Origin of the sequence: Flavobacterium fluviale, assembly GCF_003312915.1 — a bacterium.
In the GTDB taxonomy this organism is placed as follows: Bacteria; Bacteroidota; Bacteroidia; order Flavobacteriales; family Flavobacteriaceae; genus Flavobacterium; species Flavobacterium fluviale.
Window position 1 is genome coordinate 4,743,493 of record NZ_CP030261.1, and the last position, 18,325, is coordinate 4,761,817.

The 18,325-nt window shown below is 34.2% G+C and carries 10 protein-coding genes; 5 read left to right on the plus strand and 5 right to left on the minus strand.

The genetic code is table 11. The features are described 5' to 3' along the window. Positions 1-294 precede the first annotated feature (294 nt). Together HYN86_RS20480 and HYN86_RS20485 are read right to left on the minus strand one after the other, a co-directional pair. A complete protein-coding gene (locus tag HYN86_RS20480) occupies positions 295-1,677 on the minus strand; it encodes a sialate O-acetylesterase (protein WP_113679734.1) in 1,383 nt (460 codons plus the stop codon). Then, entirely contained in the window at positions 1,667-2,767 is a 1,101-nt protein-coding gene (locus HYN86_RS20485) for an SGNH/GDSL hydrolase family protein (protein ID WP_113679735.1), read from the minus strand. The genes HYN86_RS20480 and HYN86_RS20485 overlap by 11 nt, the downstream gene beginning before the upstream one ends. Positions 2,768-2,984: 217 nt before the next feature. On the opposite strand from HYN86_RS20485, the gene HYN86_RS20490 reads away from it, so the two are divergent. Further along, a complete protein-coding gene (locus HYN86_RS20490; protein WP_113679736.1) occupies positions 2,985-3,494 on the plus strand; it encodes a C40 family peptidase in 510 nt (169 codons plus the stop codon). A gap of 111 nt (positions 3,495-3,605) precedes the next feature. Here the strand turns inward: HYN86_RS20490 and HYN86_RS20495 are convergent, their stop codons facing one another. After that, positions 3,606-5,186 (minus strand): L,D-transpeptidase family protein, encoded by a 1,581-nt coding sequence (locus HYN86_RS20495; RefSeq protein ID WP_113680019.1) that lies wholly within the window; start codon positions 5,184-5,186, stop codon positions 3,606-3,608. 165 nt (positions 5,187-5,351) lie between these two features. Continuing rightward, a complete protein-coding gene (locus HYN86_RS20500) occupies positions 5,352-5,768 on the minus strand; it encodes a DUF1573 domain-containing protein (RefSeq protein ID WP_113679737.1) in 417 nt (138 codons plus the stop codon). A gap of 164 nt (positions 5,769-5,932) precedes the next feature. On the opposite strand from HYN86_RS20500, the gene HYN86_RS20505 reads away from it, so the two are divergent. The 3 genes from HYN86_RS20505 to HYN86_RS20515 all read left to right on the plus strand — a co-directional run bounded on the left by HYN86_RS20505 (position 5,933) and on the right by HYN86_RS20515 (position 8,728). Then, entirely contained in the window at positions 5,933-7,195 is a 1,263-nt protein-coding gene (locus tag HYN86_RS20505) for a sensor histidine kinase (protein ID WP_113680020.1), read from the plus strand. After that, positions 7,192-7,878 carry a response regulator transcription factor gene (locus HYN86_RS20510; protein WP_113679738.1) on the plus strand — a complete coding sequence of 229 codons (687 nt, stop codon included), beginning with the start codon at positions 7,192-7,194 and terminating at the stop codon, positions 7,876-7,878. Before HYN86_RS20505 ends, HYN86_RS20510 begins: the two co-directional genes overlap by 4 nt. An 85-nt stretch (positions 7,879-7,963) precedes the next feature. Beyond that, a complete protein-coding gene (locus HYN86_RS20515; RefSeq protein ID WP_113679739.1) occupies positions 7,964-8,728 on the plus strand; it encodes an MBL fold metallo-hydrolase in 765 nt (254 codons plus the stop codon). On the opposite strand, the gene HYN86_RS20520 is transcribed toward HYN86_RS20515, so the two are convergent. Next, complete coding sequence (locus HYN86_RS20520) at positions 8,725-10,929, minus strand: B12-binding domain-containing radical SAM protein (RefSeq protein ID WP_113679740.1); 2,205 nt, start codon at positions 10,927-10,929, stop codon at positions 8,725-8,727. The genes HYN86_RS20515 and HYN86_RS20520 overlap by 4 nt on opposite strands. 135 nt (positions 10,930-11,064) lie before the next feature. On the opposite strand from HYN86_RS20520, the gene HYN86_RS20525 reads away from it, so the two are divergent. Further along, entirely contained in the window at positions 11,065-18,294 is a 7,230-nt protein-coding gene (locus tag HYN86_RS20525) for an Ig-like domain-containing protein (protein ID WP_113679741.1), read from the plus strand. Positions 18,295-18,325 lie beyond the last annotated feature (31 nt).

Here is an 18,325-nt window from a genome sequence, read left to right on the forward strand (position 1 = left end):
TCTAAGGTTTCTTTGGGCGTGTCCCGCCGAAAAAGGCGGGTCGGGCTATCCGTTTCAAGTCCTCGCACTTCCTTCGTCAGGCTGTGGGCTTTCCACTGCTATCCTTCACGCAAACATTTTCAAAAGACACAATCTTGTCATTTCGACTGAAAGGAGAAATCGCACTATCCCGACGCTTCGGGACACACAGAATATTCCCAATCTTTGGCGAATCCCGAGTGTGATCCTTCGTTCCTCAGGATGACAAACTATGCGGGCTTCGACTTCGCTCAGCATGACAAAAAAATCTAAAATCTAAAATTCTGACGTAAAAGAAGATGCAGGCAAATTCGCTTTATTAAACAAATCTGACTGTATTGTATTTCCCCATGCAAACCTCACTTTTGCTGGACTTGTAACTTTTTTACTTGTCAAAATCACTTCATTATTTTTAATCGAAGCTTCGGCTGGATAGAAAACTCCATCTGTTCCAGCGACTTCAAATTGATTCGATTTTTTATCTTTAAAATACAATCCATCAGCATAATCAAAAGAAACTACCACTTTATTTTTCTCAATTTTAATGTCTTTAAAAAGTGGTCCATTTACCAAATTGGAATTGACTTTATAGGTTTCAGCCAAAGCCAACTTGGCCAGACGAATTCCAACATCTTTTTTATTTTTGGGATGAATATCAATTGTGTCTGAAATATCGCTGATAACGACCATTCCGGTTTTTGAAACTTCTTTCAATAATTTTCTTTGAGAATCTCTAACCGTCACATTTGAAAAGTTGTTTGTTCCCGTTTTAAAAGGCGCGATTTGAACATAATAAAAAGGGAAATCATCTTTCCATTCTTTTCTCCATGACGTAATTAAGGCGCCTAAAGTTTTATCATAAACCAAAGAACCTACATTCGATTCTCCCTGATACCAAAGCGTTCCTGCAATCTTAAATCCGACAATTGGATAAATCATTGCATTATAAGCGCGTCCAGGCTGTCTTGGTCCGTATTCTTGTTCGTTTAGTTTTTTGGCATTTTCCAGTAAAAGTGTATCATTATTAACCACATCTTCTGGCATCCATATTTCGGCTGGAGTCCCGCCCCAATTGGAAGAAATTAATCCGATTGGAACATTTTTTAAATCTTCGCGAAGGCGTTTGGCAAAAAAATAACCAATGGCACTAAAATATTTCATAGTTTCCGGTGTCGATTCAGTCCAATTTCCAAGCAAATTATTCTGCGGACTTTCTGCAGTCAATTTCGGAACGGTAAAAAATCGAATATTAGAATTCGAGGCGTTTTTCATCTCTTCTTCACCATTGTCAATTCCCCAGCTTGCCGACATTTCCATATTCGATTGTCCCGAACAAAGCCAGACTTCGCCAATCAAAATATTTTTTAAAATGACTTCATTGTAGCCTTTTATCGAAATAGAAAAAGGTCCGCCAGCCTCTGGAGTTTTAATCGTGATTTCCCATTTTGCCTGATTATTGGCAACGGTTTTATATTCCTGATTATTCCAGCCAGAAACCAGTTTTATTTCCTCTTTTGGATTTGCCCAACCCCAAACTTTCACTTCAGAATTGCGCTGTAAAACCATATTATCACTAAAAATATTCGGAAGCGAAACGTTTGCCATCATAGTACTGGAAATCAATAGAAAGAAAACAAACTTATAAATATTATTTTTCATGTAATAAGCTTTTTAAAAATGGAGCATATTCATCAGCCAAAACTTTATGATCTGCCACATCTGGATGTCCTGAACAACCTTTTGGTGTCATCGGCTTAAATTTGAAAATCTGAATAGGTTTGTGTGTTTTATCAGAATCGAATGCTGATTTTACTTTGTTCAGACAATCTTCAAAAACAACTGCTCTTTCTCCGCCAACCATTGGACTATTCGTAATTACAATCTGCACATTCGGATTGTGTTGGTATAACATTTTGATGAAATTGATGTAATTCGAAACATACTTTTCAGGATTAAATGCAAGGCGTTCTTTTTTTCCGTCTCCACCAGAAAAATCATTGGTTCCTAAAGCAATACTTATAATATCCGGCTGAAAAGCAAAATCATATTTAGGTTTCGAAGGATCTTTCGTTAAATATAAATTCGGATAAATATCCGGCATTATTGCTTCGTCTTTGTTTTCGTCATTCCAGTTGCGATACATTCCGATTCCAGACACACAGCTCATTAAATAATCGACACCAAGTGTTCTCGAAAGTCTTGGTCCGTATGCATAATAACTGTTGTGATGATCCATATATTCTCCTTTATCACAAGGAATATCAGACGGATCACTTGCCGCGCCACAAGTAATTGAATCACCGATAAATTCGATTTTCTTTTTCTTTTTAAAAGAAATTGTAGTCAGTTTTGCCGTTGTTCCTGCAAATAAAATATTACCGCTTTGCGCTTCTGTATTTTTATAGATTTCTAAACGATGTTCTTTCTTGTTTGAAGTCACTTTTATTGGAAATGTCTGAACATCGCCTTTTTCTATCCTGATTTTCCCAATATATTTTCCATCCAAAACCACCTGAACATAATTATGATGTTGATAAGAATCTACACTTTGAAGTGCAATTGAACATTCATTTCCAATAAAATTAAACGAAACCGAAGATGCAGTCCCTATCAAAATGACATTATCGTTTTGAAGTTTATCAATTCGGCCATGGTATAAAAAAGTTTTACTTGAATTTTGCGTTTGCGAAGTCGAAACGATCGAAATCAGCAAAAACGAAATTAAAAGAGCTATTTTTTTGGGAAACATAATTTATTTGTTAAAATATAAATACGATTCACAAATATATTTGAAATGAATTAGACAGAAAGATACTAAAATGTCAAAATACAATAAAAAAACACCACATAAACACATCATTTGAAGGATAACGAATGTTATTTGTACTTTTAAAGGGTGTTTTTGTTCTTTTAGAAGAAAATAACGGTTTATCTTTAACGTTTCAACTTATATAAGACTAAAAAAAATGAAATCGATCCTTTATATTTTTTTACTTCCTCTTTTTTTATTTTCTTCTTTTACTGTGAAAAGAGAAGAGAAACAAAAAATAACTCAAAATCCTAAAATTAAAGCCGAAATTGATCGGGATTCTATTATTGCATATGCCAAAGAATATTTGGGAACACCTTACTTGTACGCAGGCAGTAACCCGAAAAAAGGTTTTGACTGCTCTGGTTTTGTAAGTTATGTGTATAGCAATTTTGGTTTGACATTGCCAAGAAGTTCGAGCGGTTATAAGAATTTGGGAAAAGCTCTAAAACCTGAAGATTTTAAGGTTGGAGATATTTTAGTTTTTTACGGTTACAAAGACAGAACTATTGTTGGCCACCTTGGAATTATATGCGAAGCTAACGGAATGCATTCTAAATTTATTCACGCTTCATCTGGAAAAGCACAACAAGTTACGATTACAGCTCTTGATACAGAACATTATACCAAACGTTTTTATAAATGTATTGATGTTTTATCTAAGTAGTTTTTGCCACAGATTAAAAGCTTAGCACCCATTTTCTATAATTCTCTTTAATCGATCAATCTCTGGATTCAATTTTTTCCTTCTGAATTATTGGAATTGGAATTTAAACTTTTATTCTTCCGTCAATAGTTTCAGCAGACTTTCATCTCTTTGATAAATATCTTTGTAGAAATTCAACTGCCCTTCGCGGTCTACCCACGCTGTAAAATAGCCAATATAAACAGGAACTTTTTTCTTAAGCGTATACCAGCTTTCTTTTCCGGCGTGCATGGCTTTATCGATTCTGGCAGGATTCCAAGATGGATCTGGTTTTAACAATTCAATTGCCAATTCACGAGGTTTTGCCACACGCACACAGCCGTGGCTAAAAGCTCTGCTTTCTCTTTCAAACAAACTTTTAGAAGGAGTATCATGCAGATAAATATTACTTGAATTTGGAAACAAAAACTTCACCAATCCCAAAGAATTATTTTTTCCCGGAAGCTGGCGAACGGCACCATTATTCCATTCTAAATTTTTCTTTTGCAGATAGTTTTTATCTTTCGCCATTCCTGGTTTTATCTCTTTTGCAATAATACTCGGCGGCACATTCCAATACGGACTAAAAACAATATTGTTCATCATTCCGCTGAAAATTACGGTTTTTGTCATCGCTTTACCCACAACAACAGGCGAAGTAAAAGCAATTTTTCCATCCTCAATTAAATACAATTTAAATTCAGGAATGTTTACTTCGATGTACTTTTTCCCTTTTTCCAATTCAGGGTCAATCCATCTGCAGCGTTCCATATTGGCGATTATGGTTTTTATCCTGTCAGAAACTGGAATATTCAAATCGTTTATATGTTCTGCTAAAATGGTGTTTTTTGGCGCATAACCGTGTCGCAGTTCATAGTTTTTCATGGCTTTTATTAAAACCGTATCACAAACCGCGCTTTTAGTATCTTCTTTAAGATCTTTAGTTACAAAAAGTCTTTCTCTAATTTGAGCTATAACATTTGAAGAATCGCCTAATTTTAAACTTTTAAAATCTTCTCCCGTTTCAATGGTTTTCCAGCCGCCTTTTTTCTCAATTTCTCTGTATTCTTTTAGAGCATCACGAAGTTTATAATATTGGCTGAACATCTTTCTTTTCTTATCGTCTAAAATGGTCGATTTTTTAAAGATCGAATCTGAAAGCACTTGATAATTGAACTTTTTACGAGGTAAAAGCCATTCTAAAGAAATAACCGTTTTTTCATCAAATCCTCCGTATACTTTTTCGGCATAATAGTAATAAAGATTAGAAAGAAGTAAATCAGTATCTTCCTTTGATAATTTCTTGGCAGCATTATTATCAAAAACCAGATTCAATTGTTCGCTGTATGGAAAATTCGCTTTTAATCCTTCTTGATCCAGGTTTTTGTATTGATTGAATAAAGTATTACCAAATTCTACAACTCCTTTGTTATCCTGCCACAATTGAGTTGATTTATTTTTTTGATATAAAGAAGTTACATCACTTTTAAATTTAGCAAGTTTCGGATAACTTTCATAAAATGCAGCAACTCGAGTACTGTCAATTGTAAGTTTCAATTCTGGAATTTTCTCAACTGTTTTAATCGAATTTTCTTCTCTTTTATCTGCTTTAGAGTTACACGAAAAAACAGTAAAAAGTACAACCGTAATAAAAAGCGAATACCAAATTTTCATACCAGATTTTTTTATTAAAAGTAGAAAAAATTCTATTAAATCAAAGTCTTCGCAAATAAATTTACTCAACTTCTTTTCTTCTTTTCAAAGTAATGATACTCCATAAAAAAAGCTCCAAACAATTACTTGTCTGGAGCTTGCCATATAACCAACCTATTAAAATTCTTAGATAACCGTACCTTTTAAAGTAAGGATTTTTGGTGTTGTTTCTGCACTAGTTGTTACAGTAACTGTTTTTGTAAAAGCGCCTTTGTTTGCAGCATTGTAAGTTGCAGTAACTTTTGCCGACTTACCTGGCTGAATTGGCTCTTTTGTATAATCTGTTGCAGTACAACCGCAAGATCCTTGCACGTTTGTAATTACAACGGCTGTTTTTCCTGTATTTTTAAATTCGTAAACAATTGCTTTTGGAGTTCCTTGTGGAATTTGTCCAACGTCAATTGTTTCTGCTTTCCAAACAATAGTAGAAGCAGCTATTTCAACAGTTGAAGTTCCTGAAACTAAAGATTGAACTGGTGCAATTGCCGAAAAAGACATTAGGCCTAAAGCTAAAGCTAACATCGAAATTTTAATCATTTTCATAACGGATATATTTAAAATGGTTTATAGTTCTAATTTGATATTACAAAGGTATTTCAGACAAAATCAAATCGCTGTTAACTGCTTTCAAATGTTTGTTAATGACTTGTTAATCGCTTATTTTCAGGGTAAAATTGATTAATATTACACTTTTAAATTCCTTATTCTTGAAAATTAATAAACTCAACAGCATCATTCTATTAGGGTTGGTGGCCATAATAAGTATTTTGGTTGCGCAGCTGTTATGGACAAAAGAGGCTTTTACTATAGAACAGAAAAAACTGAGCCAGAAAGCACATATTGCTTTATTGGAAGTGGCAAAAAAGCTTTATGAAGGAACAAACCATGAACTGCCGGTACAGAATCCCGTACAGAAAATATCGAACGACTATTATATCGTAAATGTCGACAATGAATTTGAACCCGAGATTTTAGAATTTTATCTCAAAACGGAATTCAAAAAAATGAATATCACTACAGATTTTGAATACGCAATGTATAATTGTCAGAGTGATGAAATGATTTATGGGGATTATATTGCACTTTCTAAAAAGGAGAAATGCAAAAAAAGCGTCTATTTCCCTAAACATAAAAATCTTGTCTATTATTTTGCTGTTCGTTTTCCAAATGAAACTACATATTTATTTAGCTCCATGCGTTTTTGGTTTGTCCTTTCAACCGCTTTAATTTTGATTTTGCTCATTTACGTTTATTCTATTTTTAAACTTTTGCAGCAAAAAAAATATTCAGAGTTACAGCGCGATTTCATCAATAACATGACGCACGAATTTAAGACACCATTGGCTTCAATTCTGATTGCATCTAAATATTTAATTGAACAAAAACCTATTAAGGAAGACAAAAAGCTTTTTACCTATACCGATATAATTATCAATCAAGGAAATAAATTAAATGGGCACATCGAGAAAATTCTAAATATTGCTAAGTCCGATTATAAGCCATTAGAACTTAAAAAAGAGAGTATTTTAATTGTTCCGATAATTGAAGAAGCGATTTCAAATATCAATTTAAAATATCCCGAAGCTGTTTTTAAAATTGAAACTTCATCCAATGATTATGCAATAGAAACTGATACTTTTCATTTTGCCAATTTAGTTTATAATTTATTGGATAATGCTGTAAAATACTGCAGCGTAAAACCAGAAGTAACAATCAAAATTACAGAAGAAAAAAATTGTTTAAAACTTGAGTTTATTGATAATGGAATTGGGATTACTCCTAAAAAAATATCTTTTATCTTTGATAAGTTTTACCGTGTCCAAAACGAAAAAAGCAACGAAGTAAACGGATTTGGTCTCGGTTTATATTATGTAAAAGAAATCTGTACGCTGCAGAACTGGAAAATAAAAGCTGAAAACAATGTTGAAAAAGGCGTAACAATAACCTTATCAATTCCTTATAAAAAATGAGAAATTTCAAAATACTATATGCCGAAGATGACGAAACTCTTGCGTTTTTAACCAAAGACAACTTGGAGCAGAATAATTATGAAGTAATTCATTGTTCTGACGGAAAAGCGGCACTGAAAACTTTTGAAGAAGAAGATTTTGATATCTGCATTTTTGATATTATGATGCCGAAAATGGATGGTTTTAATCTGGCAGAAGCTATTAGAAAAATCGATCTTGATATTCCTATTATTTTTCTTTCGGCAAAAACTTTAAAAGAAGACAGAATTAAAGGATTACGTTTAGGAGCTGATGATTATCTCGTGAAACCTTTTAGCATAGAAGAATTACTTTTGAAAATTGAGATTTTTTTAAAACGTTCGCAGAAAAATATTCCGCTTGTAAAAACTATTTACGAAGTGGGAAAATATCAGTTTGACACTAAAAATTTTATTCTTTTTAATAATGAAGAAAAAGTAGGTCTTACCCAGCGTGAAGCCGAATTATTGAAACTTTTTCTAGATCATAAAAATTCAGTTTTAAAGCGTGAACAAATTTTAACTTCTTTGTGGGGAACGGACGATTATTTTATGGGCAGAAGCCTTGACGTTTTTATTTCGCGTCTTCGCAAAATATTAGCAAATGAAGAAGGCATTTCGATAGAAAACCTTCATGGCATTGGGTTTCGATTTTCTATTGGATAAAATCACAATTCTACTAAAAATAAAGAAAAATCTGTAAATAGATTTTCGAAAATCTTTGTATTTTTAATATCTAAATTTCCTCGATATGAAATTACATCATTTGCGAAATGCCACTTTGGTGATTGAAACAGAAAAGCATGTCATTTTAGTGGACCCAATGTTAGGCAAAAGAAAAACGATTCCGCCTTTTACTATTTTTAGATACAAGCCCAAAAGAAATCCGCTGGTGGCACTGCCAAAAAACAGCCGTGAAATATTAAGCCGAGTTACACATTGCTTAATTACTCATTTGCATCCAGATCATATTGATAAAGCCGGCGAAGTATTTTTACGAAGAAAAAGTGTTCCTGTAATCTGCAGCTCTAAGGACGAAAAAGCACTTCTTCAAAGAGGACTGACCGTTATTCAAACTTTAGAATATTGGGAACCTCAAAAATTTTTAGACGGAAAAATAACTGGAATTCCTGCCATTCATGGTTATGGTTTTATTTCTAGATTAATGGGAAATGTAATGGGATTTCTTATCGAATTGGCAGATCAAAAATCAATTTATGTTAGTTCTGACACTATTTTTACCGAACATGTCGAAAAAGTTCTGACACAGTTTAAACCAGATATTTCGATTGTCGCCTGCGGTACTGCACGATTAGATATCGGACAGCCGTTATTAATGCGAATGGATGACATTTTGAAATTTGCAACCCTTGCTCCAGGAAAAGTTCTGGCCAATCATATCGAAGCTTTAAATCATTGTCCTACAACGAGATTGCAATTACGAACTGCTCTTTCAGATCATGGACTTTTAACCAAAACTTCCATTCCGAAAGACGGGGAATGTGTTGAATATTAAAGCAATAATAGTCCGAATTCGCGAAGCGTATTTACTGGTTTTGAATACCAAAATAATTCGAAATCTTCTAATGAAGTTTCGAAATCATTTTTCACTTCTTGAAAGGTATAATTTTTAGCATTTGAAATGGAAATTTTAGACAAGATTGAAATCAGCCACTCCCCTTCTTCTTTGCTGGTTTGAATATTGAAGCTTTCTTTTTTATCGTGAAAAGTTAAGAACATCATTTCCCAGCTTCTTCCTTTTTTCGATTTTATAAAAATTTCAGCAGATGGTTTTCCGCCAAGCCAAACCACTTTTGCATTTGGTTTTGTGTTAAAATCGTTCTGTTCCTGAAGTGCATCAAAAATAAAATCGGGATGAATTTTGGTTTTCGGAATTTTAAAATCAAACCAATCTTGCAATTCGTAATCAAAACAAATTCCGTGCATGAAATTGAAAAGCGATTTCTTTAATCCGAAGCTAAATTTATCGTGATTGATTCCAGTTGAATCGGTATATTCAATATCATTATTGGCAAAAGTTCCAATTGCTTCTGTTTTTTTGGTTACGCCAAATTTTTCAGGATATAACCCGACCGGACTATGAGCTGTCAAAGCAAATTGATGCCAGAATCCAGACTGTAAAACTCCAGCTTCAAATAATTGACGTACCATTTCGAGACTGTCAATTGTTTCCTGAATCGTCTGCGTTGGATATCCATACATTAAATAGGCATGAACCATAATTCCCGCTTCAGTAAAATTTCGGGTTACTTTCGCAACTTGTTCAACCGTAACACCTTTATCAATTAATTTCAATAATCGATCTGAAGCTACTTCTAAACCACCTGAAACAGCAATGCAACCTGAAGCCTTCAGTAACAGACATAAATCTTTTGAAAAACTTTTTTCGAAGCGAATATTAGTCCACCAAGTTACGGCTAGTTTCCTTTTTAGAATTTCAAGCGCCAAAGCACGCATTAAAGCTGGCGGTGCAGCTTCATCAACAAAATGAAATCCGTTCTGACCTGTTTTTTCGATCAATTCTTCCATTCGATCGCAAAGCAGACTTGCAGCAACAGGTTCGTATACTTTGATGTAATCTAAAGAAATATCACAAAAAGTACATTTTCCCCAATAACAGCCGTGTGCCATTGTGAGCTTATTCCACCTTCCGTCACTCCACATTCGGTGCATCGGATTAACAATTTCGATAACCGAAATATATTTATCCAAAGGCAGATCTGAATAATCTGGAGTTCCTACGTAAGCTTGTTTATAATCGTGTTTTAAGGAATTATTTTTATAAACTACTTCTCCATTTTCCAATAAAAATGTTCTTTTGAAAGAATTTGAGTCTGGATTTTCTAAATGAAAAATTAATTCTTCGATAGGAACTTCTCCATCATCTAAAGTGATAAAATCGAAAAATTCGAAAACACGTTTATCAGAAAGCGAACGCAATTCGGTGTTAGGGAAACCTCCACCCATCGAAATTTTAATTTCAGGATGATTTTCTTTTACCCATTGCGCACATCTAAATGCGCTATATAAATTCCCTGGAAAAGGAACAGAAATTAGAAATAAAGTTGGTCTTACAGCTTCAATTTTGGCTTTTAAAAGAGAAATTAAAATCGAATCTATATAAGTTGGTTCTTGCTGTAAAGCTTCGTACAATTCATCAAAAGAATTGGCGCTTCGTCCTAAACGTTCGGCATATCGGCTGAAACCAAAATTCTCGTCAACACATTCTACAATAAAATCTGAAATATCTTCCAGATATAAAGTTGCCAAATGTTTTGCTTTGTCTTGAGTTCCCATTGTTCCAAAAGCCCAATCTAGTTCTTCTAGTTGTGCAAAACGAGAAGCTTCTGGCAGAAAATCTTCCTGACAAATCTGTAAAGCCAAAGTTGGATTTTTCCCTTGCAAAAACTGGATTACAGAATCGATCGTTTTAATATATTCGTCTTGAAGAGCAAAAATTCTTTTGGAATTATCGGAAACTTCAACGTTTCCAACTTCAAACCTGAAACTTGAAACTTGAAACAAATTAATTAATCCCTTTTTCGAAAACAGTTCCAAAATTACATCAATACCCAAGTCAGCTTGAGCCGATTCGATATTTTTGGTATTCAGAAAACCTTTTATATATGCCGTTGCCGGATACGGAGTATTCAGTTGGGTAAAAGGAGGCGTAATTACAAAAAGTTTCGTTTTCAAGAGGAATTATTTTTTGCAAAAATACGAGATATTTAGAGACTTTTATGGGAAAGATTTTATTGGATGATGTTTTGAGTTTTTGATTTTGTTTTGTAGGATATTTAATTACATTTGCCTCGCTGTTAAATATCCTATATGAAGAAAATTTTACTCTTATTTATTGTTTTTATCAAATGTGCTTGTGTTTTTGGGCAAGAAATTAATCCGAATTCGTCCAATAATTTTTTATTAGAAGATAAAAATGGGCATCTAATTCAAAATTTGGAACAGCAAAAACAATTTTTGAAAATTAGGGAGGAAAAGATGAAAGAAGAAGTCCTGAATTTAAAAAAAGTGATTTTAAATTCAAAAGATGGAAATTTGACTTCAAAAACAGCAGCTACTCTTCAAGGAGTAGAAATGTGTACCAATGGAGGTTTTGAGCAATATGAAACCGTAAACGGAAACAGTTATCTTAAGAATTTTCTTTGCACAATAGGTGATCCTCCCGGACCAACGCAATGCCGATCGATCACCAATACTGCCGATTCATATATCAATCGCTATAATCCTAATAACATGAATATTATGGCAACTGGCGTTTCTGCCAATTTGGTTGACCCATATATAGGAGACATTAAAGCATTTGATCAATATGCTCTTAAAATTAATTATGAAAATTCCTCTACCTATGGTTCTATTGTTCAGGGCAAAAGGTTTAAAACAAATAATGAAAATTATCTAAAATTTAACTACAAAGCAGTATTACAAAGTGTTTATGACAATAGTCATACTGATAATCAAGCTTTTGTAAAAGCACGAATTTTAGATAAAAATAATAAGGTTGTGAGTGAATTTTGTTTAGTTGGAGATGAAAAAAATTGCATTTTCAGCAAGGTTCCGAGTCAGACTTCTGACTATGTTACTTTATATACCGGTAATTGGCAATCAGGGTTATTGGATATTTCATCAATTCCTAATAATGAAGAATTTACAGTTGAATTTATGGCTTCAAGATGTGGTTTGGGCGGGCATTTTGGGTATATGTATATTGATGATGTTTGTACCTTACATTCTGCAGAAAATCTGCAAGGTTCTATAGAACTTGATCCTTTGAATAAAGTTTGTCCTACTCTACCTATATCAGTTTGCGGCAGTTATACTATTCCTAATTCTGGAGGAATTTCTGCGTCTGTAAACAAAATCACTTTAAATGTTTACAATAGTAATAATGTGTCAATTTATAGTACATCCACTACTTCAAGTTTAGATACAACAAATAAAAAATTCTGTTTTACATTAAAAAATAGTGATTTTCCAAATATTACAAGTGCCAATTATAATGTAGGCGTACAAATTGATTATGACATTTCTGGAACTTCCTGTGCAGGAACCACATTTAATTCTGCCATAGATTCGGACGCAAATCCTGGCTGGGATATTTCTTTTTTGAACTGCTCTTCAAGTTGTGCCATTAATGTAACAACTGCCAAAATATCTCAATGTGATGCAAACCGTGACGGAAGTGAAAATTTTGATTTGTCTACACTAAATCCTCTAGTGGTTCCTTCAACTACGGGTTTAAATTTTAGTTATTTCAAAAATTATAACGAGGCAGATTCCAACTTAAATGCTATTACTAATTTTACAAGTTATCCAAGTTCAAGTGCTTCTATTTTTGTCAGAGTGAGCAAGGACGCAACTTGCTACAAAATTATTTCTGTCAATCTAGAGGTAAGAAATCCGACAGCAAATATTACAGGTATCTTAAATGTCTGCTCTGGAAGCACTGTATTAACTGCTTCTCCAGGATCTTCGTATTTATGGAGTACTGGTGGAAGTACACAAAGTATTACGGTAACTTCGTTAGGAGATTATTCTGTTACTGTCACAGATTCTTTTGGATGCACCAGCACTGCAAGTGTTACCATAGAACCCAGTCAAACTGCTGTTTCTCCTTCCTTACAGATTACGCAGCCCTCATGTTTTGTTTCTACAGGAACAATAAAAGTAACCTCAGCGGCATCACAATATAGTTTTGATGATGGCTCTACTTGGGGTACAAGCGACACGAAGAGTAATTTATATCCTGGAACTTATTTAGTAAAAATAAAGACCATAAATGGATGTACTTCCTACTCTCAAAGTGTGACTATTACAGCTGCTTCTACCTTGTATCCAAATTACACTTATACTAATCCTTTATTTTGCGGAGATAGCGGAAGCATTACTATTACAACTCCAGCCGCATATTACAGCTTTGATGACGGTACAACTTGGGTAAATAATTCTACCGCTAACAATCTTTTACCTGCAAATTATAAAATTCGTACCAAAGACTCACAAGGTTGTATTTCATCGGCAAACAATGTACTTATCAGTAGTAATACGCTACAAACCCCAACTTATACAATTCTATTGCCTGCTTGTACTGCAAAAGGAAGTATAACCATTAATACACTTTCGGATTTTTACACTTTTGATGGAGGAAACACATGGGTTACAAACAACACAATGAGTAATTTAAATGCAGGAAGCTATTCTTTAGGAATTAAAAATGCTTTAGGCTGTACTTCTTATTATACATATGCTTATTTAAATGATTTTAAGGATTTCTATCCTCAATATACAACTGAACAACCAATTTGCGGAACAGATGGCAGCATAACTATTACTACTGCAGCAGATTCATACAGTTTTGATAATGGAGTAACTTGGACTAGCAATAATATTAAAAAGCTGCCATTTGGAAGCTATCAAATAAAAATAAAAAACAGCGCGGGATGTATCAGCGCTTCTAGTTATGTTTCTTTATATCAGCCTTATCTGAGTTCGCCAGTTATTACTCAAGAACAGCCCACTTGTGGCGCAAACGGAAAAATCACTATCAACTCACTATCAGATTTTTATAGTTTTGATAATGGTGCAACCTGGACAACTGTCAATTCTAAATCATTACCTCCTGGGATTTATACCATAATTATAAAAAATAGCCTTGGCTGTACCTCTTATCCAACTACTATTTATCTAAATAATCCAAATATAGATGTACCCGCGTATACAGTTGTTCAACCCACTTGTACATCTGCAGGCAGCATTACTATAAATACAACTGCTAGTTTCTATAGTTTTGATGGAGGCTACACTTGGGGAACTTCTCCTTCCTTATCAAACCTTAATTCTTATACCTATTACAACATTGCAATAAAAAACAATTTAGGTTGTGTTTCTAACTCTGTAGGTGTTTTGATTAATAACGCAAAACTTCCTGACCCAGATTATACAGTTACTAATCCGAGTTGTGGAAATATTGGCAATATTACATTCAATACTACTGCAGATTATTACAGTATTGATTATGGCACAAACTGGAGCACGAGTAATGTTTTTAATAATTTAGGTCCGGGATATTACAATTTAATGATAAAAAAAGATAATTGTACATCCAATTATGTTTCTATTTATCTCGATTCCTCCAAACTGGCACAGCCCAACTTAACCATCGTTCAGCCAGGATGCGGCACAAAAGGCAGTATTAAAATTAATACTGCTGCAAGTTCTTATAGTATTGACGGGATAAATTGGGGGACAAATCCTGTGTTTTCAAATCTTTCAGCAGGATATTATTACCCAGTAATCAAAAATGCTCAAGGTTGTGTTTCAAGCTCAAACTCGGTATCGCTTCAAGAATTTTATCTTCCAATTCCCACTTTTAAAACTACACAACCTACTTGTGGAGTTGGAGGAACTATAACCTTTACTTCAACTGAAGCACAATACAGTATAGATGGAGGCAAAACCTGGAGTACTAGCCCTACATTTACTAATCTAAGTCCAAACACTTACTATTTGATGGTAAAAAATGCTACTGGGTGCATGTCTAACCCTTACAGCGCATACGCTAGCCTACAACAATACTATTTACCTAATCCAGATTTTACATTAATCCAGCCAACATGTGGAATCAATGGAAGTATTAGTATCGCAACAGTTGCAAGTTCTTACAGCTTTGATAACGGCAATACTTGGACAACTAATCCTGTTCTTTCAGGACTTACTTCTGGTTATTACAACATCGTGATAAAAAATGCAACGGGTTGTAAGTCTTATGGTTTATCGATGTATATTAATCCTTATTATCTTCCCAATCCAAATGTAAAAGTAGTACAACCAACCTGCGGAAATGGAGGAAGTATTACTGTTACAACTCCTGCGGACCAATATAGTTTTGATGGGGGCAGTACTTGGACTACAAATCCAATTTTATTAAATCCTGCTAGTTCATCTTATAATGTCCTTATTAAAAATGCAACGGGTTGTAAATCAAATTCACAGTATTTCTCCATAAACAAATTTTACCTTTCCTCACCAAATGTATCTGCTATTCAACCAACATGTAGTGCTCCTACTGGAACTCTAATAATAAATACTGCTGCGGACCAATATAGTTTTGATGGAGGAATAACTTGGACTACAAATCCTGTAAAGAAAAATTTAGCTGGCGGCTCATACAATGTAATAATAAAAAACACTCTAGGCTGTACCTCTTACAGTAGTTATATGTATATAAATACTCCCCCTTCAATTCCTGCTGCGCCCGCTGTAAAAATAGTTCAACCTTCTTCCTGCGGGGCCACTGATGGCAGCATAACTATAACAACATCAGCAATAAGTTATAGTTTTAATGATGGAAACAGTTGGACGACAAGTCCTACGAAAATAAATGTAGGGGCTGGTACGTATATTATTAAAATCAAAACAAATTCTTATAGTTGTGAATCAGCAACAACTGTTGTCAATTTGAGTTCTGGCACTACAATTGCAGCTCCAGATTTTACTAGCACCCAGCCAAATTGCAGCTCATCAAAAGGTTCTATTAACATTACAACAAATGCGGCAACTTATAGTTATGACAACGGATTGACCTACGTTTTTTCTAATACAAAAACAGATCTTTCTCCGGGTACTTATTTTATAAAAATTAAAAACTCAGCGGGTTGTGTTTCAAATGCTGCTACAGTTACCATTTCACCACTTGCACCGCTTACTGCTCCTGCCTTTACGGCAATCCAGCCTAATTGCACAGATTTTACAGGATCCATTTCAATTAATACTACAGCCGATTTTTATAGTTTTGATAACGGAATTACGTATGGAACATCCAATACAAAATCTAACCTATCCGCAGGAACCTATAATTTGATGGTTAAATATAATTCTGGTTGTATTTCTCTGGCGGCACCAGTCACTATACAAGCCGCACCTGTAATTCCTGACGCACCACAAGTGGTAGTTACGGATCCAATTGGCTGTAATTCGCCAAAAGGCAGTATTGTGGTTTCTACGGTTGCTAATCTATATAGTTTTGACGATGGTCTTACCTGGGATACTAGCAATAGTGCAAATTTATCTCCCGGAAGTTATTTTATCCGAATAAAATATACAAATGGCTGCGCATCTATAGCGTATAAAGCAACAATCAATGTTGCGCCAAACGCTCCCGCAACTCCAATTTTAACTGTTACTCAGCCTATTACTTGCAGCAATCCATTTGGCTCTATTTTAATTACAAGCACGTCCGATCAATATAGTTTTGACGATGGTAAAAATTATTCATCCAATCCTAATTCAGGAAATTTAATAGCTGGAACCTACATGGTTCGCGTTAAAAATAGTAGTGGTTGTGAGTCTGCTGCAGTAACTACAACCATTAATCCTCCAACGGATTATCCGAGCAATCCTCTATTTAAAACTATCCAGCCAGACTGCAATAATCTTAAAGGTACTATTACAATTACCGACACTGCAACAGAATATAGTTTCGATAATGGTGTTAGCTGGACTACAAGTGCAATGAAATCAGATCTTGACCCTAACACCTACTTGATCAAGGTCAAAAATAATAATGGCTGTATTTCAAATGCAGCCACAGTTACTATCAATCCTTTTACAAATTTTATTCCAAAGCCTGCTTTAGCCAGCCTTCAATCATTTTGTATTCAGGAAAATGCCGCACTAAATTCAATTATAATCACAGGGCAAAACATAAAATGGTATGACGCATTAACAAACGGATCCCTTTTACCCAATACAACTTTGCTTCAAGACGCTAAGACCTATTATGCTTCTCAAACTATAGATGGCTGTGAAAGCGAAAGAACTCCTGTATCCATAAAAATTCAAGATACTCATGCTCCTTCTGGCGATGCAAATCAGACATTTTGTACGGGACAAAATCCAACTTTAGCAAACATTCAAATTACAGGAACTTCAATAAAATGGTATGACGCTTTAAGTAATGGTTCGTTATTATTAGAAACCACAAATCTCGAAAATGGAAAAACTTACTATGCTTCTCAAACAGAAAACAATTGTGAAGGTTCTAGATTGGGAATTACAATTTCATTTATAAGCACTCCATCTGCTCCAACTGCCAACGGAAATCTAGAGTTTTGTAAAAGCGAGAATGCGAAATTAAGTAACATTCAAATGACAGGTCAAAATGTGAAATGGTATGACAGTGCTTTTTCGGCAGCTTCCCTGCCAAATACCACTTTGTTAGAAAACAATAGAACTTATTATGCTTCTCAAACTGTTGGATGCGAGAGCGATCGAACATCTGTTTTGATAAAGGTTTATGATACTAGTTTACCAACTGGTAATAACAATCAGCAATTCTGCATTGATGAAATTGCTACTTTAGAAAACCTTAATATAACCGGAACGAACCTTAAATGGTACGATCAAGCAACAGACGGAAATATTTTACAAGAGACAAGTTTATTACAAACTGCGGTTTATTATGCGACACAAACTCTAAATAATTGTGAAAGCCCACGATTGGCTGTAACAGTAAAAATTCAGGATACCCAAATTCCATTTTCAGATTCACCACAATCATTTTGTATTCAAAAAAATGCCAAAATCAGTAATATTGCTATAAACGGTCAAAATATAAAATGGTATGGAAGTTCTTCATCAGACAGCCTTTTATCTGAATCAACGACTCTTGAAAACGGAATGACATACTATGCTTCTCAAACAATTAGCAACTGCGAAAGTGATAAAATTCCCGTAACTGTAAATATACTTGGAGCGACGACAGCAGAATGCATTCACTTTGTTGAAGAGCTTCCCTATCCAAAATTCTTTACACCAAATAATGATGGCCATAATGATACTTGGACAATTGATTTTGATTATTTAGCTCCTAACAGCGGTATCAGAATTTTTGACCGTTATGGAAAATTAATTAAAGAATTACGTCCCGATACTTCTTGGGATGGAACTTATCTTGGACATCAAGAACCTGCATCAGATTATTGGTTTACCGTGACAAGATTCAATGGAACAGAATTTAGAGGTCATTTTAGTTTAAAAAGATAAAGAAAAGAAAGTCCGCAAAGTAAATTAATAC

What these genes read in the sequence shown, in the direction of transcription:
- HYN86_RS20500 (WP_113679737.1), bottom strand. Translation starts at nt 5,768, where the DNA reads ATGAAAATGATTAAAATTTCGATGTTAGCTTTAGCTTTAGGCCTAATG.
- HYN86_RS20495 (WP_113680019.1), bottom strand. Translation starts at nt 5,186, where the DNA reads ATGAAAATTTGGTATTCGCTTTTTATTACGGTTGTACTTTTTACTGTT.
- HYN86_RS20525 (WP_113679741.1), top strand. Translation starts at nt 11,065, where the DNA reads ATGAAGAAAATTTTACTCTTATTTATTGTTTTTATCAAATGTGCTTGT.
- HYN86_RS20510 (WP_113679738.1), top strand. Translation starts at nt 7,192, where the DNA reads ATGAGAAATTTCAAAATACTATATGCCGAAGATGACGAAACTCTTGCG.
- HYN86_RS20515 (WP_113679739.1), top strand. Translation starts at nt 7,964, where the DNA reads ATGAAATTACATCATTTGCGAAATGCCACTTTGGTGATTGAAACAGAA.
- HYN86_RS20480 (WP_113679734.1), bottom strand. Translation starts at nt 1,677, where the DNA reads ATGAAAAATAATATTTATAAGTTTGTTTTCTTTCTATTGATTTCCAGT.
- HYN86_RS20485 (WP_113679735.1), bottom strand. Translation starts at nt 2,767, where the DNA reads ATGTTTCCCAAAAAAATAGCTCTTTTAATTTCGTTTTTGCTGATTTCG.
- HYN86_RS20490 (WP_113679736.1), top strand. Translation starts at nt 2,985, where the DNA reads ATGAAATCGATCCTTTATATTTTTTTACTTCCTCTTTTTTTATTTTCT.